The organism is Cellulomonas wangleii (genome assembly GCF_018388445.1).
GTDB lineage: Bacteria > Actinomycetota > Actinomycetes > Actinomycetales > Cellulomonadaceae > Cellulomonas > Cellulomonas wangleii.
Map to the genome: position 1 here is coordinate 1337337 of NZ_CP074405.1, position 21532 is coordinate 1358868.

Sequence of the window (21532 nt, forward strand, 5' to 3'; positions counted from 1 at the left end):
CGACCGCCCCGCGGTCCACCGGACGCCCGATCGTCCACTCCTCGCCGGTCTCCCGGCCACTCCCGCAGCTCTCGCCCCGCCGTCACGGTCGGGGGCGCTGCACCCGTCCGAAAGGTCACTCATGTCCCGCCCCCTGCGCCGCCTGCTGGTCCTGCCCGTCGTCCTCGTCGTCGGGGTGCTGGCCGCCTGCTCGTCGGGGGAGCAGGCGGGTGAGGGCGGCCCGTCGTCCGGTGTCCTGCGCGTGGGCACCGAGGGCACGTACTCGCCGTTCAGCTTCCACGACGCGGACGGCGACCTGACCGGGTACGACGTCGAGGTGGTCACGGCGGTCGCCGAGGAGCTGGGTCTGGAGGTCGAGTTCTCCGAGACGACGTGGGACTCGATCTTCGCGGGTCTGGAGGCGGAGCGGTACGACGTCATCGCCAACCAGGTCACGGTCAACGACGAGCGCCGCGCCACGTACGACTTCAGCGAGCCGTACACCGTGTCGACGGGTGTCGCGGTGGTCGCGGCCGACAACGACGCGGTCACCTCGCTCGCCGACGTCTCGGGCCTGACGGCCGCGCAGTCCGCGACGTCCAACTGGTCGCAGATCGCGACGGACGCCGGTGCGAAGGTCGAGGCCGTCGAAGGGCTGACCCAGGCGGTCGCGCTGCTGCAGCAGGGACGCGTCGACGTGACGTTCAACGACGACCTGGCCGTGCTGGACTACCTGAAGCAGTCGGGCGACGAGTCGGTCAGGATCGCGTTCGAGACGGGGGACACCGTCGAGCAGGCGTTCGCGCTGCGCAAGGGCTCCGACCTCACCGCGCAGGTCGACGAGGCGCTCGCGACGCTCCGCGCGGACGGCACGCTCGCGCAGATCTCGGAGAAGTGGTTCGGCGAGGACGTCTCGCAGTGACCGCGTCGCGGCCGGTGAAGCCGGCGTGAACGGGGACACCTGGGACCTCGTCGTCTCGTCCATCGGGCCGCTGCTGTCCGGTGCGATCCGCGGGACGATCCCGCTGACGCTGATCTCGTTCGTCCTCGGGCTGGCGCTGGCGCTGGTCGTCGCGCTGGCGCGGCTGTCGCGGCGCCGGCTGGTGTCCGGGGTCGCCCGCGCCTACATCTCGCTGATCCGCGGCACGCCCCTGCTGGTGCAGCTGTTCATCATCTTCTACGCGCTGCCGTCGCTCGGCCTGGTCATCGACCCGTTCCCGTCGGCGGTCGTCGCGTTCTCGCTGAACGTGGGCGGCTACGCGGCCGAGACGATCCGTGCCGCGATCCTGTCCGTGCCGAAGGGGCAGTGGGAGGCGGCGGCGACCGTCGGGCTGGACCATCGGCTGACCCTGCAGCGCGTCGTCCTGCCGCAGGCGGTGCGCGTCGCGGTCCCGCCGCTGTCCAACACGTTCATCTCGCTGGTCAAGGACACGTCGCTGGCCTCGACGATCATGGTGACCGAGCTGCTGCGCAAGGCGCAGGAGATCGCGGCCCCGACGTACCAGTTCATGACGTTGTACTCGCTGGCCGCGGTGATCTACTGGCTCATCTGCCTGGTGCTGTCGACGGCGCAGTCCCGGCTGGAGCGCCGCCTCGACCGGTTCGTGGCGCACTGACGTGGGGGACGCGATGACGAGTGACGACCGCCCGCTGGTGGAGGTGCACGGGCTGACGAAGTCGTTCGGTGCGCTGCACGTGCTGCAGGGCATCGACCTGGGCGTCGGCCGCGGCAGCGTCACGGTGCTGCTCGGTCCCTCCGGCTCCGGCAAGACGACCTTCCTGCGGTGCCTCAACTCGCTCGAGGTCCCCGAGGTCGGCACGGTGCGGATCGACGACGTCGCCGTCGACTTCGCGCGTCGACCCTCCCGCGCGGAGCTGCGCCGGCTGCGCGCCATGTCCGGCATGGTGTTCCAGTCGCACGAGCTGTTCCCGCACCGCACGGCCCTGCAGAACGTGACCGAGGGGCCGCTGTACGCGCAGCGCCGGCCCGCGGCGCAGGTGACGGCCGAGGCGACGGCGCTGCTCGCGAAGGTCGGGCTCGCGGACAAGGCGGACGCCTACCCGCACGAGCTGTCCGGCGGCCAGCAGCAGCGCGTCGGGATCGCGCGGGCGCTCGCCCTGCGGCCCCGGCTGCTGCTGTTCGACGAGCCGACGTCGGCGCTCGACCCCGAGACCGTGGGGGAGGTGCTCACTGTCATGCGCGACCTGGCGGCCGAGGGCTGGACGATGGTCGTCGTCACGCACGAGATCCGGTTCGCGCGGCAGGTCGCCGACCACGTCGTCTTCATGGACGGCGGGGTCGTCGTCGAGGAGGGGCGACCCGACGACGTGCTGGTCGAGCCGCGCCAGGAGCGGACGCGGCGGTTCCTGCAGCGGATCCTCGACCCGCTCTGAGCCGACGGTGCCCCCGCTCCGAACCGCAGGTCGGGCCGGCGCCTCAGTCGGGCGAGGGCGCGGTCGTCGTCGGGGTCGGCGCTCCCGGGGCCGGGACGTCCGTCGGGGTGCGTCGCGGCGGGAGGGCGTCCGGGGTGACGTCGGCCGCGCGCACCGACACCACGTGCAGCAGCAGCTCCAGCGGCCCGCGGCCCAGCGTCGCCCGCCACAGCCAGCACAGCCCGACCGTGACGAGCAGGAACGCGACCCAGCCGGCGGTGGTCGCCTGCCACACGACCTCGTCGCCCAGCACCGCGATGGCCAGCAGCTGCCCGGTGTACGCGGTCAGGGCCAGCGCGCCCGTCGCCGACACCGGTGCCAGCGCCCGCGGCCACCGGACGCCGACGGCCAGGCACGCCGCGAGCACGAGCAGCGAGGTGCCGGTGTTGCCGGCGACCTCGAACAGGGTGGAGGAGTGCGGCTCGGCCGTGGTCAGCTCGGTGACGCGGCCCAGCAGCAGGCGTGCGGCCCAGGCGCCGCCGTGACCGAGCAGCACCAGCGCGGCACCCCACAGCGCCAGCGCGGCGTGCGTGCGGCCGGAGCGCAGGTCGCTGCGGCCCACCGCGAGCCCCACCAGCACGTACGCGATCCAGACCACCGCGGGGTAGTACTGCCCGACGAGCACGGTCACCAGGTCGAGCGGCCGCGCGTCGACCACCTCCACCCAGCCGGCCAGGCCCCGCCGCAGCGGGGGACCGACGAGGGCGACGAGCACGGCGGCGACCACCAGCGCCCACCGCGGCCACCGCAGCGCGACGACGCCCGCCGCGAAGAGCCCGGCGTACACCACGAGGATCACGACGACCGGCGTCTCGAGCAGGACCAGCGCGGTCCCCAGGACGACCAGCAGCACCGCGCGCACGAGGATGCGGAGCCGCGCCTGCACCAGCCGGGTGCCGTCGACCGGGTCGGCACCGCCCGACAGCAGGGCGAGGCCCACCCCCGCGAGGAGGACGAACAGTGCGGACGGGCGGCCGTCGGCGAGCTGCGCCCAGCCGCCGGGCGGCAGGGTGCGCCACGCGTCCCCGGGGCCGACGTGTGCCGTGACCATGCCGAGCACGGCGACCCCCCGCGCGGTGTCCACGCCCACGATGCGTCGCATCTGCGCATGCTAGACGTGCCGCGGCCGCGCGGCCGGGCAGGAGTTCTCAGGATGTGACCTCATCCGTCCCGGCTGTTGGTCGAATCGGTACGACCGCGCCTACAGTGCCGGTGTGACCACGCGGACCCAGGACGTCTACACGCACGGCCACCACGAGAGCGTGCTGCGCTCGCACCGGTGGCGCACGGCCGAGAACTCCGCCGGCTACCTGCTGCCCGCGCTCGCCCCCGGGCAGCGGCTGCTGGACGTGGGCTGCGGTCCGGGCACCGTGACGGTCGACCTCGCCGCGCGCGTGGCGCCGGGTGAGGTCGTGGGCGTCGACCGGTCGGCCGCCGTCCTCGCCGTGGCCACGGAGCACGCCGCCGAGAAGGGGGCGACGAACGCGCGCTTCCAGGTCGGTGACGCGTACGCGCTGGAGTTCGAGGACGACTCCTTCGACGTCGTGCACGCCCACCAGGTGCTGCAGCACCTCACCGACCCCGTCGCCGCGCTGCGCGAGATGAAGCGCGTGACGCGCCCGGGCGGGGTGGTCGCCGTCCGCGACGCCGACTACGCCGGCATGACCTGGTACCCCGCCCACCCCGGCCTCGACGAGTGGCAGGAGCTCTACCACGAGGTGACGGCGGCCAACGGCGCCGAGGCGGACGCCGGACGCCGTCTGCTGTCGTGGGTGCGCCAGGCCGGCTTCGACGCCGCGGGCATCGCGCCCGGCGCCGGCGTCTGGTGCTACGCCACCCCGGAGGACCGGACGTGGTGGGCGACGCTGTGGGCCGACCGCTGCGTGACCTCCGACTTCGCCGTCCAGGCGATGGACCACCGCCTCGCCGACGAGGTCGCCCTCGAGCTGCTGGCCGAGGCGTGGCGCGAGTGGGGCACGTCGCCCGACGGCTGGTTCATGGTGCCGCACGGCGAGGTGCTGGCCCGCGCCTGAGCGGGCACGGGCCGCGGGCCCGGAGCACCTAGGCTGGGCCCGTGCGCATCGCCAGGTTCACCAACGGTTCCGACCCCCGCTACGCGCTCGTCGAGGGCGAGCCCGGCCACGAGGAGCTCGTCGTCATCACGGGCGACCCCATCTACACGCCGGTGCAGCCGACGGGGGAGCGCGTCAAGCTCGACGACGACGGGGTGCGCCTGCTCGCTCCCGTCATCCCGCGCTCGAAGATCGTCGGCGTGGGACGCAACTACGCGGCGCACGCCGCGGAGCACGGCAACGACGTCCCCACGTCGCCGCTGCTGTTCCTCAAGCCCAACACGTCCGTGATCGGCCCGGACGACCCGATCGTGCTGCCGGACTGGACCGAGCACGTCGAGCACGAGGCCGAGCTGGCCGTCGTCATCGGCAAGGTCACCAAGGACGTCACGCCCGAGCGCGCCCTGCAGCACGTGTTCGGCTACACCGTGGCCAACGACGTGACGGCGCGCGACATCCAGCGGTCCGACGACCAGTGGACCCGCGCCAAGGGCTTCGACACGTCCTGCCCCCTGGGACCGTGGGTCGTGCCCGGCCTCGACGTCGACGACCTCGCGGTGACGGCTCGCGTCAACGGCGAGGCCCGGCAGGACGGCCGCACGTCGCAGATGGTCTTCGACGTGGCGTACCTCGTGTCGTACGTCTCCGAGGTCTTCACGCTGCTGCCCGGCGACGTCATCCTCACCGGCACGCCCGCCGGTGTGGGACGCATCGAGCACCGTGACGTCGTCGAGGTCGAGGTCGAGGAGATCGGCGTGCTGCGCAACCCGGTGCTGCGCCGCACCCCGTAGCCCCGGCGCGGCCCTCAGCCCTCGCCGCGCCCGCGGGACCGACCTAGCCTCGGTCTGAGGGGCGCGGACGGGGGCGGGCATGGACCTGCAGGTGGGGATCGACTGGCTCACGAACGCCCTGTACTCGTACTGGCTCGTCTACCTGCTCGTCGGCGTGGGCCTGTGGTTCTCCGTCCGCACCGGGTTCGTGCAGGTGAGGCTGTTCCCGGCCATGGTCCGCCAGCTGTTCGCGTCCCGGACGGGCTCCGCCGGTGGCATCTCGTCGTTCCAGGCCTTCGCCGTCGGCCTGGCGTCACGCGTCGGCACGGGCAACATCGCCGGTGTCGCGGTCGCGCTCACGCTCGGCGGGCCGGGCGCGGTGTTCTGGATGTGGGTCGTCGCCGCGGTCGGGATGGCCACGGCGCTCGTCGAGGCGACGCTCGCGCAGGTCTTCAAGGTGCGCCAGCCGGACGGCACCTACCGTGGGGGTCCGGCGTACTACATCCAGCGCGGGCTCGGGTCGTACCGGTGGGGTGCGGTGTTCGCCGTCCTGCTGGTGGTCACGTTCGGGTTCGCCTTCAACATGGTGCAGGCCAACACCATCGCCGACACGCTCGCCTCGAACCACCAGCTGCCCGCGCCGTGGACCGCCGTGGGCCTCATGATCGTCGCGGCACCCGTGCTCTTCGGTGGCGTGCGCCGCGTGGCACGCGTCGCCGAGGTGGTCGTCCCACTCATGGCGGGTACCTACCTGCTGCTGGCCGTGGTCATCGTCGCGCTCAACCTCCCGGCGCTGCCGGACGTGGTGCGGCAGATCCTCGAGGGCGCCTTCGGGCTGGACAGCGCGTTGGCCGGCACCGGCGGCGGGCTGCTCGCCGCGGTCCTCAACGGCACCAAGCGCGGCCTGTTCTCCAACGAGGCGGGCATGGGCTCGGTCCCCAACACCGCCGCGACGGCCACCGTGTCGCACCCCGTCAAGCAGGGCCTGGTGCAGTCGCTGGGAGTGTTCGTCGACACCATGCTGGTGTGCTCCGCGACGGCGTTCGTCGTGCTGTCGGCGGGCCCCGCGGTGTACGTCCCCGGCGAGACCGGCCCGAGCGCGGGTGCGGCGCTCACGTCCGACGCCGTCACCCACGAGCTCGGCGACTGGGCGGCGCTTCCCATGACCGTCCTGGTCTTCACGTTCGCCTTCAGCTCCGTGCTCGGCAACTACTCGTACGCGGAGACCAACCTCACGTACCTCGGCATCCACGGGCGGGCGCTGACGGCCCTGCGCACGCTGGTGCTCGCGGCGATCGGCATCGGCTCGTTGCTCGCGCTGACGACCGTGTGGGCGCTCGCCGACGTCGCCATGGCCCTCATGGCGACCGTCAACCTCGTCGCGATCGTGCTGCTGTCCGGCTGGGCCCTCGGTGCGCTGGCCGACTACCGCGCGTCCGTGCGTGGGGGGCGCGACGACCGGTTCGTGGGGCACGGCAACCCGCTGCTGCCCGGGGACGTGCCCGGGGCCGTGTGGGCGCCCGGCGCGAGTGACGGGCGACCGGCCGACGCCCACGCGGTGGGGTGAGCCTCCGAGGGCCCCGCGGGGCCGCGACGTGGTCCTGCGGCCGGACGTCCCGTCGCGGTGCCGGCCGGGCGCCGTCGGGGGCGGGGGCCTCGTCAGCGGGACGACGGTGCGGGTGTCGCAGCGCCGTCCGTCCCGAGGTCCTGCACCTCGGCGCGCAGCCGTCCCATGCGCGCGTCGAGCTCGGCCGCCGTCGCGGCGGCGTCCAGCAGCTCGTCGCGCAGGTGCGTCGGCAGCGCGTCGCGGTACTTGTACGACAGCTTGTGCTCGACGCTCGCCCAGAAGTCCATGGCGATCGTGCGGATCTGCACCTCGACGTACACGTGCTCGGTGCGGTCGGACAGGAACACCGGGATGCGCACGATGAGGTGCAGCGACCGGTACCCGTTGGGCTTGGGGTGCGCGATGTAGTCCTTGCGCTCGACGAGCTCGACGTCCGGCTGCGCCGAGAGCATGTCCGCGACCCAGTAGGCGTCGGACACGAAGCTGCAGGTGATGCGGATGCCCGCGATGTCACGGATGCGCTCGCGGACGGTCGGCAGGTCGCTCGCGCACCCGTAGCGCATCGTCTTGTCGAGGATCGAGTCCATGGACTTCAGTCGCGACGTGACGTGCTCGATCGGGTTGTGGTCGTGGGTCTGGCGGAACTCGGAGCGCAGGACGCGGATCTTGGTCAGCATCTCCTCGATGCCGAACTCGTAGACCATGCGGAACCGCGCCATGTCGCGCTGCGCGTCGCGCACCCTGGCGACGACGACACGCCCCGCGTCGACGTCCTCGGTGACCAGCGCCGCCGCCCGCCGACGCACCACCTCGGCGACGTCGTGCGCCGCGCCGCCCGGTGCGTCACCGTCCGGGACCGCCGCTGCTGCTGCGGGCTGGGCGTGACGAGGCGACGGGGGTGCTGCGGTCGAGCCGGGCATGCCTCCTCCAACGACCGGGAGGACGTCGGGGTTCCGGCTGCTCGGTACGCTGGACCCGATCCCACTCCTGCCAGCCCCGAGGTGCTCCGTGTCCGCCAGCAGCCCTGTGCGCGTCCGCTTCTGCCCGTCCCCGACGGGTACGCCCCATGTCGGTCTGATCCGCACCGCGCTGTTCAACTGGGCCTTCGCGCGCCACGTCGGCGGCACGTTCGTCTTCCGCATCGAGGACACCGACCCCGCGCGCGACTCGCAGGAGTCGTACCTGCAGCTGCTCGACGCGCTGCGCTGGCTCGGCCTGGACTGGGACGAGGGCGTCGAGGTCGGCGGCCCCCACGAGCCGTACCGGCAGTCGCAGCGCATGGACCTGTACCGCGACGTCGTCGCGCGCCTGGTCGCCGGCGGCTACGCCTACGAGTCCTTCTCGACGCCGGAGGAGGTCGAGGCGCGGCACCGTGCTGCCGGCCGGGACCCGAAGCTCGGGTACGACGGCTTCGACCGCGACCTGACCGACGAGCAGAAGGCCGCCTACCGCGCCGAGGGTCGCGAGGCCGTCCTGCGCATGCGGATGCCCGACGAGGACGTGACGTTCACCGACCTCGTGCGCGGTGAGATCACGTTCAAGGCCGGGTCCGTGCCGGACTACGTCATCGTGCGCGGCAACGGCCACCCCCTGTACACGCTGGTCAACCCGGTGGACGACGCCCTCATGGGCATCACCCACGTGCTGCGCGGCGAGGACCTGCTGTCGTCGACCCCGCGCCAGGTGGTGCTCTACCGCGCGCTGCTGGACCTGGGCGTCGCGACCGTCGTGCCGCAGTTCGGCCACATGCCGTACGTCATGGGCGAGGGCAACAAGAAGCTCTCGAAGCGCGACCCCGAGTCCAACCTGTTCCTGCACCGCGAGCGTGGCTTCGTCCCCGAGGGCCTGCTCAACTACCTCGCGCTGCTCGGATGGTCCATCGCGCCCGACCGGGACGTGTTCTCGATCGAGGAGATGGTCGCGGCGTTCGACATCGCCGACGTCAACCCGAACCCCGCCCGGTTCGACCTGAAGAAGGCCGAGGCGATCAACGGCGCGCACGTGCGCATGCTGGCGCCCGAGGACTTCCGGGACCGCCTCGTGCCGTACCTGCACCACGCGGGCCTGGTGCCGGCGGACTCCTACGCGGACCTCTCGGCCGAGCACCGCGCATTGCTCGACGCGGGCGCGCCGCTGGTGCAGGAGCGCATGACGCTGCTGGGCGAGGCCGTGGGCATGCTCGGCTTCCTGTTCGTCGCCGACGACGCCCTCGAGGTCGCGGAGGACGCGCGCACCGCGCTGCGCCCCGAGTCGGCCGACGTGCTGGACCGTGCCGCGCAGGTGCTCGGCGAGATCCCCGCCGAGGGCTTCACGACCGACGCCACGCAGACGGCGCTCGCGGCCGCGCTCGTGTCCCCGGCGGAGGAGGGCGGCCTGGGCATCAAGCCGCGGTTCGCGTACACGCCGCTGCGCGTGGCGCTGACCGGGCGGCGCGTCTCGCCGCCGCTGTTCGAGTCGATGGAGATCCTCGGCAAGGACGCGACGCTGGCGCGGGTCGCCGCCCTGCGCGCGACCCTGTGAGAGCCGTCGACGGCGTCCTGTTCGACATCGACGACACGCTCGTCGAGACGCGCGCGGCGTTCCGTGTCGCGCTCGCCACGGTGCTGGCGCGGTACGCGCCGGGCGTCGACGTCGACAGGGCGCTGGCACTGTGGCGCGCCGACGCCGGGCAGCACTACCGCGCCTACACGCGGGGCGAGCTGACGTTCCACGAGCAGCGCCGGACGCGCGCGAACGAGCTGCACGCCACGCTCGGCGGGCCGGCGCTCGACGAGGCGGGCTACCGGGACTGGTCCGCGCTGTTCGACGAGGCGTTCGCGTCCGCCTGGTCCGCGCACGCCGACGCGGACCCCGTGCTGGCGCGGCTGCTCGACGCGGGCATCCGCATCGGCGCGCTGAGCAACGCCCGCCAGGACCTGCAGACCACCAAGCTCGCCCGCGCGGGCCTGGGGGAGCGGCTCGAGGTGCTGGTCGGGGTCGACACCCTGGGATTCGGCAAGCCGGACCCGCGCGTCTTCCTCGAGGCGTGCCGCCGCCTGGGCACCGCGCCCGCGCGCACGGCGTACGTCGGCGACGAGCTGGACGTGGACGCGGTCGCGTCCCGCCAGGCCGGGCTGGTCGGCGTGTGGCTGGACCGGCCCGGGCCGCGACGCGTGCCCGTCACCGAGGCCGAGGTCACGCAGGCCGAGGTGATCGTCATCCGCTCGCTCGACGAGCTGCCCGCGGCGCTGGGAGTCTGACCCGCCGTCAGAGCCGGCGGGCCGTGTACACGCGCGTGACGTAGGGGACGGCGATCCGGTCGCGACCGGCCGTCGCGGGGTGGGTCGCGACGAGCTCGCGCACCCGCCCCAGCAGGGCCGCACGCTCGTCGGGGGGCAGGACCAGCGCGTAGGAGCGGGTGCCGGCCAGCCGCACCAGGTCCTCGGGCGCCACGACGTGGTCCCACCGCACGTCGGTGCGCAGGACGTCCGTGAACGCGGGGCCGGGCGTCGGGTACGTGCCGCGTGCCAGCTGCGGCCCGGCGGCCTCGTGCAGCAGCGCGCCGTACGCGCCCACCCACGGCACGTCCTCGTCGCGGTCGTTCCAGACGATGCCGAGCGTCCCGCCCGGGCGCAGCACGCGGGAGACCTCGGCGGCGGCCGCCGGCTCGTCGAACCAGTGCCAGGCCTGCGCGACCGTGACGGCGTCGACGGACGCGTCGGGCAGCGGGACCGACTCCGCGGTGCCGTCGTGCACCTCGACCTGCGGCAGCCGGGCCACGAGCTCGCGGCGCATGCCGTCGGCCGGCTCGACGGCGACGACGTGCAGGCCACGCGCGACGAGCGCGGCGGTCAGCTTGCCCGTGCCGGCGGCCAGGTCCAGGACGTCGTGCGCGTCCGGGGGGACCAGCAGGTCGACGGCCGCGTCGGGGTAGCCGGGGCGCACCGCGGCGTACTCGTCGGCGTTCTGCGTGAACGCCGCGGCGTGCTCGGCATGACGGTCTGGGTCCACGGTCATCTCCGGGCGGACGTGCTGGTCAGACGGACAGGATGTCGAGCACCTCGTCGTGCAGGCGCCCGTTGGTGACCACGGCGCTGCCGCCGTGCGGGCCGTCGACGCCCGCGAGCGACGTGAAGCGCCCACCGGCCTCGGTGACGACGGGCACGAGGGCCGCCATGTCGTACAGCTCGAGCTCGGGCTCCGCCGCGACGTCCACGGCGCCCTCGGCGACGAGCACGTACGACCAGAAGTCGCCGTAGGCCCGCGTGCGCCACACCCGGCGCTGCAGGTCCATGAACTGGTCGAACCGGCCGTGCTGCTCCCACTCGGCCAGGTCGGAGTACGACAGCGACGCGTCCTCGAGGCGCTCGACGCCCGAGACCCGCAGCCGCGTCGCGGCCGAGAGCGACCGGCCCGTCCACGCGCCGGTGCCCTTGGCGGCCCACCAGCGCCGGCCGAGGGCGGGGGCGGACACGACGCCGAGCACGACCTCGTCACCGTCCATCAGCGCCAGGAGGGTGGCCCACACGGGCACGCCGCGGACGAAGTTCTTGGTGCCGTCGATCGGGTCCACGACCCAGCGGCGCGGGCCGTGCCCGGTGTCGGAGCGCTCCTCGCCGTGCACGGCGTCGCGCGGACGGGCCCGGGACAGCTGCGAGCGCACCAGGTCCTCGGCCGCGCGGTCCGCGTCGGACACGGGCGTGAGGTCCGGCTTGGTCTCGACCTGCAGGTCCTGGGCCTTGAACCGCGACATCGTCAGCGAGTCGACCTGGTCGGCGACCACGTGCGCCAGCCGGAGGTCGTCGTCGTAGGCCATCAGGGCTCCTCGTCACACGTGCGGGTGTCGCGCGCGGTCCCCGCCACGCCGTCGTCGGCGGGCGGCCCGCGCCGTCAACCTACCGAACGTGACGCCCGGTCACGGGACGCGCGCGCCGTCACCCTCCGGCTCGGGGTCCTCGACACCCAGACGGCTCACCAGCAGCCGGCGGAACGAGTCGAGCCGCGCGGCGCGTGCCGCGCGGGTGACGTCGTCGGGTGCGTCCGCCACCCAGTCGTCGAGCGTGCAGTCCGGCGAGCCGGCCAGGTGCGTGCAACCGCGCGGGCACTCCCGCGCGACGTCGTCGAGGTCGGGGAACGCACCGAGCAGGTGCGCGGGGTCGACGTGCGCGAGCCCGAAGGACCGGACGCCCGGCGTGTCGATGACCCACGTCGGGGCTCCCGTGCCCGGCACCTCGAGCGCGACCGCCGACGTCGACGTGTGCCGCCCGCGGCCCGTGACGTCGTTGACCACGCCGACGGCGCGGTGCGCGTCGGGCACGAGCGCGTTGACGAGCGTGGACTTGCCGACGCCCGAGTGCCCGACCAGGACCGACACCTCACCGGACAGGATCCGGCGCAGCTCGTCCAGCCCCTCGATGGTCCGCTCGCCCGTCACCGGGTCCACGCCGCTGCGCGTCACCACGACGTCCACGCCGATCGGCGCGTACATGGCCGTCAGCTCCGCCGGGTCCGCGAGGTCCGCCTTCGTCAGGGCGAGGAGCACCTCCATGCCCGCGTCGTACGCCGCGGCCACGCAGCGGTCGATCATGCGGGTGCGCGGCTCCGGGTCGGCCAGCGCGGTGACGACGACCAGCCGGTCGGCGTTGGCGACGATCACGCGCTCCACGGGGTCGGTGTCGTCGGCGGTGCGGCGCAGCACCGTGCGGCGCTCGCCGATCCGCACGATGCGCGCCAACGAGCCCTCGGCGCCGGACGTGTCCCCGACGACGTCGACCCGGTCGCCCGGGACGACGCGGTCGCGCCCCAGCTCACGGGCCTTCATGGCCAGGATCCGGGTCTCGTCCGGCCCGCCGGGGTCGACCAGCACCGTGTACCGCCCTCGGTCGACGGCGACGACCATCGCCGTGCGGGCGTCGGCGTGCTCGGGGCGCTGCTTGGTGCGGGGCCGCGAGCCTCGACCGGGACGGATCCGCACGTCCCGCTCGTCGTAGCGCCGCGTGGGCATCAGGCCGTCGGCCCGGCCGTCAGGCCGTCGCGCACGACGCGCCCGCCGTGCGCCGACGCGGCCAGCATCCCGCTCCACAGGTCGACGAACCCGGGCAGGGTCTTCGCGGTGGTGGCGACGTCCTCGACCTCCACGCCGCGCACCCGCAGGCCGACGAGGGCACCGGCGGTGGCCATGCGGTGGTCGGCGTACGTGCGCCACACCCCGCCGTGCAGCGGGCGGGGGGTGATGACCAGGCCGTCGGAGGTCTGCTCCGCCTGACCGCCGAGGCGCGTGATCTCCGCGGCGAGTGCCGCGAGCCGGTCGGACTCGTGGCCGCGCAGGTGCGCGATGCCGCGCAGGCGGGTGGGGGAGTCGCCGAGGGCGGCCAGCGCCGCGATCGTGGGGGCGAGCTCGCCCGCGGCGCGCAGGTCCAGGTCGACTCCGTGCACGGCTCCGGTGCCGCTGACCGTGAGCACGTCGCCGTCGAGCGACGTCGATGCGCCCATGCGCGTGAGGATGCCCGGCAGCAGCCCGCCGGGCTGCGTGGTGCGCGCAGGCCAGCCGGGCACGCTCACGGAGCCGCCGGCCACCATCGCGGCGCACAGGAAGGGTGCGGCGTTGGACAGGTCAGGCTCGACCTGGACGTCACGGCCGGCGACGGGACCCGCCTCGACGTGCCAGATGTCCGGCCGGGAGTCGTCCACCACGACGCCGGCGGCGCGCAGCACGGCCACGGTCATCTCGATGTGGGGCAGGCTCGGCAGCGTCGGCCCGGTGTGCCGGACGGTGAGCCCCTGGTCGAACCGGGCGGCGGCGAGCAGCAGACCGGACACGAACTGGCTGGAGCCCGAGGCGTCGACGTCGACGTGCCCGCCGCGCACGGCACCGCGGCCGTGCACGGTGAACGGCAGGCGGCCGGGCTCGCCCTCCTCGTCCACGCGCACGTCGAGCGCGCGCAGTGCCTGCAGCAGGGGGCCCATGGGCCGCGCGAGGGCCTCGGGATCACCCGTGAAGCGGACCGGGCCGTCGGCGAGCGCCGCGACGGCGGGCAGGAACCGCATCACCGTGCCGGCCAGCCCGCAGTCGATCGTCACGTGCCCGCGCAACGGCGCCGGGGTCACCTGCACGGCGTCCCCACCCAGGTCCACCTGCACGCCGAGGGCCTCGAGCGCGCCGGCCATGAGCCGGGTGTCGCGGGAGACGAGCAGCGAGCGCAGCGTGCTCGGGCCGCCCGCGAGGGCCGCCAGGACGAGGTAGCGGTTGCTCAGCGACTTGGAGCCCGGCACCGCGACCGTCGCGTCGAGCGCCCCGTCGGCGACGGGGGCGGTCCACAGGTCGGCGTGCTGTCTCGTCATACGGCCAGGCTAGCGGCGTCGCCGGACGGTCACGTCAGCCGTCCACGTGCTTCGCGGCCTCGGCGGCGCGGGCCGCCTTCACGGCGGCGCGGTCCACCATGGCGTGCTGCACGCGCCACGAGACCCCCGGTCGACCCTCGAGGTCCACGCCCGCGAGGACGGCGCCGCCCGTGAACGACAGAGCCCGCACCAGGCGCTCCGTGCGCGCCTTCTTCTCGGCGGGCGTCAGCGCGCCCCGGCGTGACAGGGGCAGGTTGACGAGCACCAGCGGCACCGTGAGGCCGGCCAGCGCGAGCGCGGCCGTGCGCGGTGCGCGGCCCACCGCGAGCATCGTGCCCGCGACGAGCATCGCGGCACCGTGCGCCTGCGCGAGCATGGCGAGCTGCTTGTCGCTGACGTCGCCGTCCAGCGCCTTGCCGACCGGGGCGGGTGCCGAGGCACGGGCGGTGCCCGGCACGCGGCTCCGCAGCCCGTCGAGGCCGTCGCGCATCACCTGCGCGTGGCCGGCGGGTTGGCGCAGCGCGTCGAGCCCTTGGCTGACGAACCACGACGCGAACAGGGGGCGGGCGATGCGACGCAGCAGCACGGGTTCCTCCAGGAAGACGTCACCGCGGGTGGACGGTGCGTCCCACGCTAGTGTCGTCCGCCCTCGACGGCGCGCCCACCGCCGGGAATGCGTGCAGGTGTCCGCCGTGTTGGAGCGGTCATGAGCTGTGCCCTCGCGAGCCCTCCGGCGCCCCCGGCCGCACCCGTGCCTGTCGACGTCACCGGCGCGGCGACCGTCGTGCACCCGCTGCGGCCCGGACCGGCGTACGGCGTCGCCCCCTGGGGCGTGCCCCCGCGCGGGGGTGGTGGTGCCCGCGGCGCACTAGGCTCGGTGGTGATGAGCGAGCACCCCGAGGGAGTCGACGACGGCGAGGGCACGACCCGTGCCCCTGCGGGTGAGGACGACGCCGCCCGCAGCGAGCGGTTCGAGGCCGAGGCGCTGGTCTACCTCGACCAGCTGTACGGCGCGGCGCTGCGGATGACGCGCAACCCCGCCGACGCCGAGGACCTGGTGCAGGAGGCGTTCACCAAGGCGTTCGCCGCCTTCCACCAGTACCGCCCGGGCACGAACCTCAAGGCGTGGCTGTACCGGATCCTCACCAACACGTACATCAACACGTACCGCAAGAAGCAGCGCGAGCCGCAGCAGTCCCGGTCGGAGGAGATCGAGGACTGGCAGCTGGCGCGGGCGGAGTCGCACACGTCGCGCGGGCTGCGCTCGGCCGAGGCCGAGGCGCTGGACCACCTGCCGGACTCCGACGTCAAGGACGCCCTGCAGCAGATCCCCGAGGACTTCCGCATCGCGGTGTACCTCGCGGACGTCGAGGGCTTCGCCTACAAGGAGATCGCCGAGATCATGGGCACACCGATCGGGACGGTGATGTCCCGCCTGCACCGGGGTCGTGCCCAGCTGCGCGAGCTGCTGGCCGACTACGCCCGCGGCCGCGGCCTGGCGGGGGCGGCGCCGAGCACGCCGGACGGTGCCCGGTGAGCGCGCGTGAGGACGAGCCCGTCGTGGCCGACACGTCGGCCGGCCCGCCCGTGACCGACGCCTGCGGCTGCGACGAGGCGGTCGAGCGGCTGTGGGAGTACGTCGACTCCGAGCTGGGTGCGCTGGACCACGACCGCGTCGAGGCGCACCTGCACGAGTGCAGGGACTGCCTCGAGGAGGAGCAGATCGAGCTCGTCATGAAGCAGCTCGTGCGGCGCTGCTGCCAGGAGGAGGCCCCGGCGACGCTGCGCCTGCGGATCCGCGAGCAGCTCACGGTCCTGCGGCTGCGTCCCGCGACTGACACCGAGGTCTGAGACCCCACGACACGGCGACGGGCCCGGAGCGGTTGCTCCGGGCCCGTCGCGACGTCACGGCGTCGAACGCTCAGGCGTTGGGACGCTTGCCGTGGTTGGCGGCGTTCCCCTTGCGGGAGCGACGCTTGCGGCCACGCTTGCTCATCGTGGTTCTCCTCGGGTCGCGGCGCGCGCGCACGACGCACGCACGCAGGGATGTCGTCCCATGGTCCCACACCCGCGGGGTGGTGCGCGCCGCCGTGCGGGTGCTCAAGTGCGGGGGCAGCGCGCCCGATATCCCAGACGTGAGCCAGCAGCCGCAGTCCGTGATCCCGTTCCTCCACGCCCTGGCCAGCACGGGCGGCTCCGACCTGCACTGCAAGGTCGGGTCGTCGCCCCGCGTGCGGGTGGACGGGCGGCTGCGCAAGCTGCAGGCGCCGGAGCTGCGCCCCGCGGACACCGAGCGGATGCTCGAGGAGGTCCTGCCCGACGACCTCGTGGAGATCTTCCGCGAGACGAAGGAGGCGGACTTCGCGTACTCGCTGTCGGGCGTCGGCCGGTTCCGCGTCAACGCGTACCAGGCGCGCGGGACCTTCGGGATGGTGTTCCGCCGCGTCGCCGTCGGGGCGCAGTCGCTGGGGGAGCTGGGCCTGCCGGAGGTCGTCGGCGAGCTCGCGCTGGAACCCCGCGGTCTGGTCCTGGTGACCGGACCCACCGGATCGGGCAAGACGACGACCCTGGCCTCGATGGTCGACCTCATCAACTCGTACCGTGAGGTCAACATCGTGACGATCGAGGACCCGATCGAGATCCTGCACGCGGACAAGAAGGCGATCGTCTCCCAGCGCGAGGTGCGCCAGGACACCGCGGACTTCACCGTGGCACTGCGCGCCGCGATGCGTCAGGACCCGGACGTCATCCTGGTCGGCGAGATGCGTGACACCGAGACCGTGCGCGCGGCGCTGTCCGCGGCCGAGACCGGCCACCTCGTGCTCTCGACGCTGCACACCATCGACGCCGCCGAGACCATCAACCGCATCGTGGACTTCTTCCCGCCCCACGAGCAGAAGCAGGTCCGCATCGCGCTGGCGCAGGCGCTGCGCGGCATCGTGTCGCAGCGCCTGGTGCGCAAGGCGGACGGCAGCGGCCGGCAGGCGGCCATCGAGGTCATGATCAACACCGGCCGCACGGCCGAGGCCATCATCGAGCCCCAGGAGAACCCCCCGCTGAACGACCTCATCAAGGAGGGGGACTTCTACAAGATGCAGACGTTCGACCAGCACCTGTTCACGCTGGTCCGCGACGCGGTGGTGACCTTCGAGGAGGCGCTGGCCGTCGCGTCCAACCCGCACGACCTCACGGTGGAGCTGCGCGGCGCGGGCATCGTCGTGTAGCTCCACCGCACCGCAGCACGACGACGGCCGACGACCTCGTGGAGGTCGTCGGCCGTCGTCGTCCGCACGGTTGTGCGGTGCGCGATCGCGATATAACGTGTCCGCACAACACGACATATCGCGATGGAGGCATCATGTCGACGGAGTCCTGGGTCGTCGCCGGCCCGCAGGTGATCGAGATCGAGGACCTGCGCGCGCTGCGCGTCGGGCTGGTGGGTGGTCGCGTCGACGTCGTCGCGCACGACGACCCGGAGCAGCGCGGGGCCCGCCTGGAGGTGCACGAGGTCGACGGCCGTCCGCTCGAGGTGACGCTGTCCGACGGGGAGCTGCGCGTCGGCTACAGCTTCACGCTCGGCGGGTGGGAGGGCTTCGTCGAGCGGTTCCGCAACTTCCAGGACAAGGACCGCGCCGACGTCCACATCGCGGTCCCGAGCGACGTGCTGGCCAAGGTCGGCACGGTGAGCGCGGACGAGCTCGTCGCCGGCCTGCGGCAGGACGTCTCGGTCTCGACCGTCTCCGGCTCCGTCGTCGTGGACGACGTGCACGGACGGCTGTCGACCACCAGCGTCTCGGGGGAGACGGTCGTGCGCCGCCACCAGGGCGACGTGCGCTTCAACACCGTGTCGGGCGAGTTCGCAGCCTCCGGCGAGCTGACGCTCGTGCAGGGCAACTCGGTGTCGGGGGCGGTCTCGCTCGACGTCGGTCCCGGCACGTCCTCGCTCACGGTCACCACCGTCGCCGGCGACCTCACGGTCCGTGTGCCGGAGGGTGCCGGGCTGAGCGTGCGGGCCCAGTCGGTCTCCGGACGGCTCGTCGTCGACGGGCAGGAGCACAAGGGCACCGGTCCCGGGCGCCGGACCGTCGACCTGGACTCCGGCGACGGCGGCACCTACCTCTCCGCGACCACGGTGACGGGGCACGTGACGGTGCTGCGCGCGCCCGTTGATGACGCCGTCGTCGACGCGGTGCCGGGCGACGCGGTGCCGGGTGACGCAGCCGACAGGAGCGCCTGATGGTCCAGGTGTTCGCGCACGGCCGGCTGCGGCTGTACCTGCTGTCCTTGCTCGAGGACGGGCCGCGGCACGGCTACGAGCTCATGACCGCGTTGAGCGACCGGTTCGGCGGGACCTACCGCCCCAGCGCCGGGACGGTGTACCCGCGGCTCGCGCGGCTGGAGGAGGAGGGGCTGGTCCGGCGCGCCGACGAGGGGCGCAAGGCGACCTACACGCTCACCGAGGCCGGGCGGGCCGAGCTCGACGCCCGTCGCGGCGACCTGGCGCACCTGGAGGCCGAGATCTCCGAGACGGTCCGGGCGCAGGCGTCCCAGGTGCGGGACGACGTGCAGGCGGCGATGCGCGGCCTGCGGGCCGATCTCGCCTCGGCCGCCCAGCGCGCCCGCGACGCGGCACGCCCCTCCCCGGGCGAGCCGGACCCGCAGCGCACGGCCTCGCACCGGCGACGTGTCGAGGCCGAGGCGATCGTCCGGCGCTTCGGCGACGAGGTCCGCACCGACCTGCGCCGGGCCGACGCCGCGTCGGGCGTCGACGAGCTGACGGTCGAGACCCTGCGGACGGTGCTCGACACGGCGCTGCGCACGATGCGGTCCACGCTGCGCTGAGCGCCCGAGGGCCCGGGTCGCTCAGGAGGGCGCGCTGGGGTGGGTGGCGCGCAGCAGCGCGCGACGGCGACGCGCCAGGCCCGTCCAGGCGCGCGCGCCACCCGCCACGGCCGCGCCGACGGCGGCCCACACGAGGATCGCGACCCCGCCGCCCCACGCCGCCAGGATGGCGCCTCCCAGCAGGCCGCCGGCGACCGCGAACGCGATCACGTGCCGGCGCTCGGACGTCTCGTGCCGCATGAGGTGCGCGGTCAGCAGGCCGCCGGGCCACCCGAGGACGGCCAGGGCCACGAGGTGCAGCCCGTACATGAGGACGACGACCATCACGGCGGCCTGGGCGTCGACGGCCGCGTCGGAGGAGCGGGAGGCCATCGCCAGCAGCACGGCGAGCATGACGGCGGCCATGACCAGCAGGACGGCAGCGGCGCGCAGGCACACCTCGAGCACGGCACGAGGGCCGACGACGCGGGCCGCTCCCGACGGTGCGGGGGCGGTGTGCTGCGGGACGGCAGGTGCCGGGTCCGGCGTGGGGTCAGGCGCCGTCATCCGGCAGGCCCAGCCACGTGTGCCAGCCGGTGTGCAGGACGAGCCAGGCCATGAGCCCGTAGCCGGCCTGACCGGGCAGGTGCTGCGGCGAGGTGGCCATGTCCGCGAGCCACTGGTCGTGCGTCGCCAGGGGCGAGTACATGTCCACGTACGGGACGCGGCGCCGCGAGGCGACGTCCCCGAGCGCGGCGGAGAGCTCCGCCAGGCGGTCGCTCTCGTGCGCGGGGCCCGGCGGCGGGCCGATCACGAACGCCGGGATCCGGCGCTGGTCGGCGACGTCGAGGATGTTGGCCAGGTTCAGGCGGCTGCGTGCCAGCGAGAGTCCGGCGGCGATGTCGGCGCGCCCGAGCGCGACCACGAGCCGGTTGTCGGCGTGGGGCGACAGTCGTCGCGAGACCTCGGCGTCCCAGCGGGCACCCAGCTCGGTGCTGGTCTCGCCCGGGACGGCCAGGGTCAGCACGGTCAACGGGTCGGGCGTGCTGGTGCGCGCCGTGACGCGTCCCACCCAGCCCAGTCCCTTGGGGTCGCCCGCGCCGGCCACCAGCTCGTCCCCGACCACGGCGAGACGCAGCGGCAGCTCACCCACGCCCATCACTCCTGCCTGTGCCCGCGGCGCCGGGCGGTCCGGTGCGCGATGGGCGACAGTCTCTCAGGCCGGGGGCGCGTGGTCGCACCGATCGACGGGCGGGTCGCGTCCGTGTCGGTCGCGGTGGCGCGGTCGCGGGGCGCGACGGGTCACCGGAGGAAGATCTGCGTCACGGGCTGGTGCACCTCGTGCGGGTGCGAGCGGGGTGGCTCGTGGTCGCCCAGTCCGTCGTGCCGGACGACGTGGACGAGCCACGCGACCCACGCGGCGGCGGTGAGGGCGATGACGACGATCCAGAGAATGTCCATGGCAGAAAGTCTGTGTACGCCCAGATTGCGCCACGAGTGGCGGAACTGACGGTGAGGGTTGAAATCCTGCCAACCCCGTGGGACCGTGGACGGGTGCTCCGGACCGTCGCCGTGCTCGCCCTGCCCAACGCCGCCGCCTTCGAGCTCGGCACCGCGTGCGAGGTCTTCGGGATCGACCGCTCCGACACCGGTGGTCCCAGGTTCGACTTCCGTGTCTGCGGGCCCACGCCCGGTGTCGCGATGCCGACCAAGGGCGGCTTCGCGATCGTCGTCGACCACGGTGTGGAGGCGATGCGCGACGCCGACCTCGTCGTGGTGCCCGCCTACGGCATGCCGCAGGGGACCGTCCCCGCCGAGGTGCTGCAGGGGATGCGTGACGCCCACGAGCGCGGGGCGTGGATCCTGAGCATCTGCAGCGGTGCGTTCGCGCTGGGTGAGGCCGGGCTGCTCGACGGGCGACGCTGCACGACCCACTGGATGCACGCGGCCGCCCTCGCGCAGCGCTTCCCGTCGGCCACGGTGGACCCCGACGTGCTCTACGTCGAGGACGGGCGGGTCATCACCGGCGCCGGGACCGCCGCCGGCATCGACGCCTGCCTGCACCTGGTGCGTCGCGAGCTCGGGGCGGCGGCGGCCACGAGCATCGCGCGGCGGATGGTGGTGCCCCCGCAGCGCGACGGCGGCCAGGCGCAGTACGTCGACACCCCGCTGCCCCCGCAGGCCGACACCCTCGCCCCGCTGCTGGCGTGGATGCTCGAGCACCTCGACGACGACCTGGGCGTGCCCGTGCTCGCTGCCCGCGCACTGATGTCGGAGCGCACGTTCGCGCGCCGGTTCCGCTCCGAGACCGGCTCGACGCCCGCCGCCTGGGTGGCGCGGCAGCGGGTCGCCCGTGCCCAGGAGCTGCTGGAGCGCACCGCCGCACCCGTCGAGGAGATCGCTCGACGCTGCGGGTTCGGCACCGCCGCGCTGCTGCGCCACCACTTCGCCCGCACGCTCGGCACCACACCGCTGGCGTACCGGCGCCGGTTCAGCTGCGACCCCGCCGACCAGGCCTCGTAGGCGCTCCGGGAACGACGACGGGCCGGCGCCCCGCAGGGGTCGCCGGC

25 protein-coding genes are annotated in these 21532 nt (G+C 74.0%); 14 read left to right on the forward strand and 11 right to left on the reverse strand.

Annotated elements, in window-relative coordinates; genetic code table 11:
- The first annotated feature begins 121 nt into the window (after nt 1–121).
- From KG103_RS06165 to KG103_RS06175, 3 genes are read left to right on the forward strand one after another with little or no spacing between them, the layout of a single operon-like run.
- Complete coding sequence (locus KG103_RS06165) at nt 122–901, forward strand: amino acid ABC transporter substrate-binding protein (protein WP_207340745.1); 780 nt, start codon at nt 122–124, stop codon at nt 899–901.
- Nucleotides 902–926: 25 nt separating this feature from the next.
- On the forward strand, nt 927–1595 hold the full coding sequence (locus KG103_RS06170) for an amino acid ABC transporter permease (RefSeq protein WP_207340744.1): 669 nt from the start codon (nt 927–929) through the stop codon (nt 1593–1595).
- 13 nt (nt 1596–1608) lie between these two features.
- A complete protein-coding gene (locus KG103_RS06175) occupies nt 1609–2373 on the forward strand; it encodes an amino acid ABC transporter ATP-binding protein (RefSeq protein WP_307860931.1) in 765 nt (254 codons plus the stop codon).
- Between the two features lie 43 nt (nt 2374–2416).
- On the opposite strand, the gene KG103_RS06180 is transcribed toward KG103_RS06175, so the two are convergent.
- Nucleotides 2417–3514, reverse strand: coding sequence for a heparan-alpha-glucosaminide N-acetyltransferase domain-containing protein (locus KG103_RS06180; protein WP_207340743.1), 1098 nt, complete (start codon nt 3512–3514; stop codon nt 2417–2419).
- A 112-nt stretch (nt 3515–3626) separates the two neighbouring features.
- On the opposite strand from KG103_RS06180, the gene KG103_RS06185 reads away from it, so the two are divergent.
- From KG103_RS06185 to KG103_RS06195, 3 genes are all read left to right on the forward strand, one after another.
- Entirely contained in the window at nt 3627–4445 is an 819-nt protein-coding gene (locus KG103_RS06185) for a methyltransferase domain-containing protein (RefSeq protein WP_207340742.1), read from the forward strand.
- 41 nt (nt 4446–4486) lie between these two features.
- The gene (locus KG103_RS06190) at nt 4487–5275 is read left to right on the forward strand and encodes a fumarylacetoacetate hydrolase family protein (RefSeq protein WP_207340741.1); all 789 of its coding nucleotides are present in this window, start codon (nt 4487–4489) and stop codon (nt 5273–5275) included.
- Between the two features lie 79 nt (nt 5276–5354).
- The gene (locus tag KG103_RS06195) at nt 5355–6821 is read left to right on the forward strand and encodes an alanine/glycine:cation symporter family protein (RefSeq protein WP_207340740.1); all 1467 of its coding nucleotides are present in this window, start codon (nt 5355–5357) and stop codon (nt 6819–6821) included.
- A 92-nt stretch (nt 6822–6913) separates the two neighbouring features.
- On the opposite strand, the gene KG103_RS19015 is transcribed toward KG103_RS06195, so the two are convergent.
- Nucleotides 6914–7741: a GTP pyrophosphokinase gene (locus tag KG103_RS19015; protein ID WP_207340739.1), complete on the reverse strand. Its 828-nt coding sequence runs from the start codon at nt 7739–7741 to the stop codon at nt 6914–6916.
- A gap of 88 nt (nt 7742–7829) precedes the next feature.
- Here KG103_RS19015 and gltX point away from each other — a divergent pair, with 88 nt between their 5' ends.
- Together gltX and KG103_RS06210 are read left to right on the forward strand one after the other, a co-directional pair.
- Nucleotides 7830–9341, forward strand: a complete 1512-nt coding sequence (gltX, locus tag KG103_RS06205; protein WP_207340738.1) for a glutamate--tRNA ligase — start codon at nt 7830–7832, stop codon at nt 9339–9341.
- On the forward strand, nt 9338–10060 hold the full coding sequence (locus tag KG103_RS06210; protein ID WP_207340737.1) for an HAD family hydrolase: 723 nt from the start codon (nt 9338–9340) through the stop codon (nt 10058–10060). Before gltX ends, KG103_RS06210 begins: the two co-directional genes overlap by 4 nt.
- A gap of 7 nt (nt 10061–10067) precedes the next feature.
- Here the strand turns inward: KG103_RS06210 and KG103_RS06215 are convergent, their stop codons facing one another.
- The 5 genes from KG103_RS06215 to KG103_RS06235 form a co-directional block, all read right to left on the reverse strand.
- Nucleotides 10068–10811, reverse strand: coding sequence for a class I SAM-dependent methyltransferase (locus KG103_RS06215; RefSeq protein ID WP_207340736.1), 744 nt, complete (start codon nt 10809–10811; stop codon nt 10068–10070).
- A gap of 25 nt (nt 10812–10836) precedes the next feature.
- Nucleotides 10837–11616 (reverse strand): histidinol-phosphatase, encoded by a 780-nt coding sequence (hisN, locus tag KG103_RS06220; RefSeq protein WP_207340735.1) that lies wholly within the window; start codon nt 11614–11616, stop codon nt 10837–10839.
- Nucleotides 11617–11715: 99 nt separating this feature from the next.
- The gene (gene rsgA, locus KG103_RS06225) at nt 11716–12804 is read right to left on the reverse strand and encodes a ribosome small subunit-dependent GTPase A (protein WP_207340734.1); all 1089 of its coding nucleotides are present in this window, start codon (nt 12802–12804) and stop codon (nt 11716–11718) included.
- Complete coding sequence (gene aroA / locus KG103_RS06230) at nt 12804–14141, reverse strand: 3-phosphoshikimate 1-carboxyvinyltransferase (RefSeq protein WP_207340733.1); 1338 nt, start codon at nt 14139–14141, stop codon at nt 12804–12806. The genes rsgA and aroA overlap by 1 nt, the downstream gene beginning before the upstream one ends.
- A gap of 34 nt (nt 14142–14175) precedes the next feature.
- Entirely contained in the window at nt 14176–14727 is a 552-nt protein-coding gene (locus KG103_RS06235; protein WP_207340732.1) for a DoxX family membrane protein, read from the reverse strand.
- A gap of 120 nt (nt 14728–14847) precedes the next feature.
- Here KG103_RS06235 and KG103_RS06240 point away from each other — a divergent pair, with 120 nt between their 5' ends.
- Nucleotides 14848–15678: a sigma-70 family RNA polymerase sigma factor gene (locus KG103_RS06240; RefSeq protein ID WP_278186652.1), complete on the forward strand. Its 831-nt coding sequence runs from the start codon at nt 14848–14850 to the stop codon at nt 15676–15678.
- The gene (gene rsrA / locus KG103_RS06245) at nt 15675–15992 is read left to right on the forward strand and encodes a mycothiol system anti-sigma-R factor (protein WP_249670823.1); all 318 of its coding nucleotides are present in this window, start codon (nt 15675–15677) and stop codon (nt 15990–15992) included. Before KG103_RS06240 ends, rsrA begins: the two co-directional genes overlap by 4 nt.
- Before the next feature lie 70 nt (nt 15993–16062).
- Here the strand turns inward: rsrA and KG103_RS19165 are convergent, their stop codons facing one another.
- Nucleotides 16063–16137, reverse strand: coding sequence for a 50S ribosomal protein bL37 (locus tag KG103_RS19165; RefSeq protein ID WP_099052597.1), 75 nt, complete (start codon nt 16135–16137; stop codon nt 16063–16065).
- A 139-nt stretch (nt 16138–16276) separates the two neighbouring features.
- Between KG103_RS19165 and KG103_RS06250 the strand changes: the two genes are divergently transcribed.
- The 3 genes from KG103_RS06250 to KG103_RS06260 all read left to right on the forward strand — a co-directional run bounded on the left by KG103_RS06250 (nt 16277) and on the right by KG103_RS06260 (nt 18983).
- The gene (locus KG103_RS06250; RefSeq protein WP_207340730.1) at nt 16277–17365 is read left to right on the forward strand and encodes a type IV pilus twitching motility protein PilT; all 1089 of its coding nucleotides are present in this window, start codon (nt 16277–16279) and stop codon (nt 17363–17365) included.
- A 134-nt stretch (nt 17366–17499) separates the two neighbouring features.
- The gene (locus KG103_RS06255) at nt 17500–18378 is read left to right on the forward strand and encodes a DUF4097 family beta strand repeat-containing protein (protein ID WP_207340729.1); all 879 of its coding nucleotides are present in this window, start codon (nt 17500–17502) and stop codon (nt 18376–18378) included.
- A complete protein-coding gene (locus tag KG103_RS06260; protein ID WP_207340728.1) occupies nt 18378–18983 on the forward strand; it encodes a PadR family transcriptional regulator in 606 nt (201 codons plus the stop codon). Before KG103_RS06255 ends, KG103_RS06260 begins: the two co-directional genes overlap by 1 nt.
- A gap of 21 nt (nt 18984–19004) precedes the next feature.
- Here the strand turns inward: KG103_RS06260 and KG103_RS06265 are convergent, their stop codons facing one another.
- From KG103_RS06265 to KG103_RS06275, 3 genes are all read right to left on the reverse strand, one after another.
- Nucleotides 19005–19529, reverse strand: coding sequence for a hypothetical protein (locus KG103_RS06265; protein WP_207340727.1), 525 nt, complete (start codon nt 19527–19529; stop codon nt 19005–19007).
- Nucleotides 19516–20115 (reverse strand): GDSL-type esterase/lipase family protein, encoded by a 600-nt coding sequence (locus KG103_RS06270; RefSeq protein ID WP_372434888.1) that lies wholly within the window; start codon nt 20113–20115, stop codon nt 19516–19518. The genes KG103_RS06265 and KG103_RS06270 overlap by 14 nt, the downstream gene beginning before the upstream one ends.
- A 149-nt stretch (nt 20116–20264) precedes the next feature.
- Entirely contained in the window at nt 20265–20423 is a 159-nt protein-coding gene (locus KG103_RS06275; protein ID WP_207340725.1) for a hypothetical protein, read from the reverse strand.
- Nucleotides 20424–20516: 93 nt separating this feature from the next.
- Between KG103_RS06275 and KG103_RS06280 the strand changes: the two genes are divergently transcribed.
- Nucleotides 20517–21485, forward strand: a complete 969-nt coding sequence (locus tag KG103_RS06280) for a GlxA family transcriptional regulator (RefSeq protein ID WP_207340724.1) — start codon at nt 20517–20519, stop codon at nt 21483–21485.
- The last annotated feature ends 47 nt before the right edge of the window (nt 21486–21532 follow it).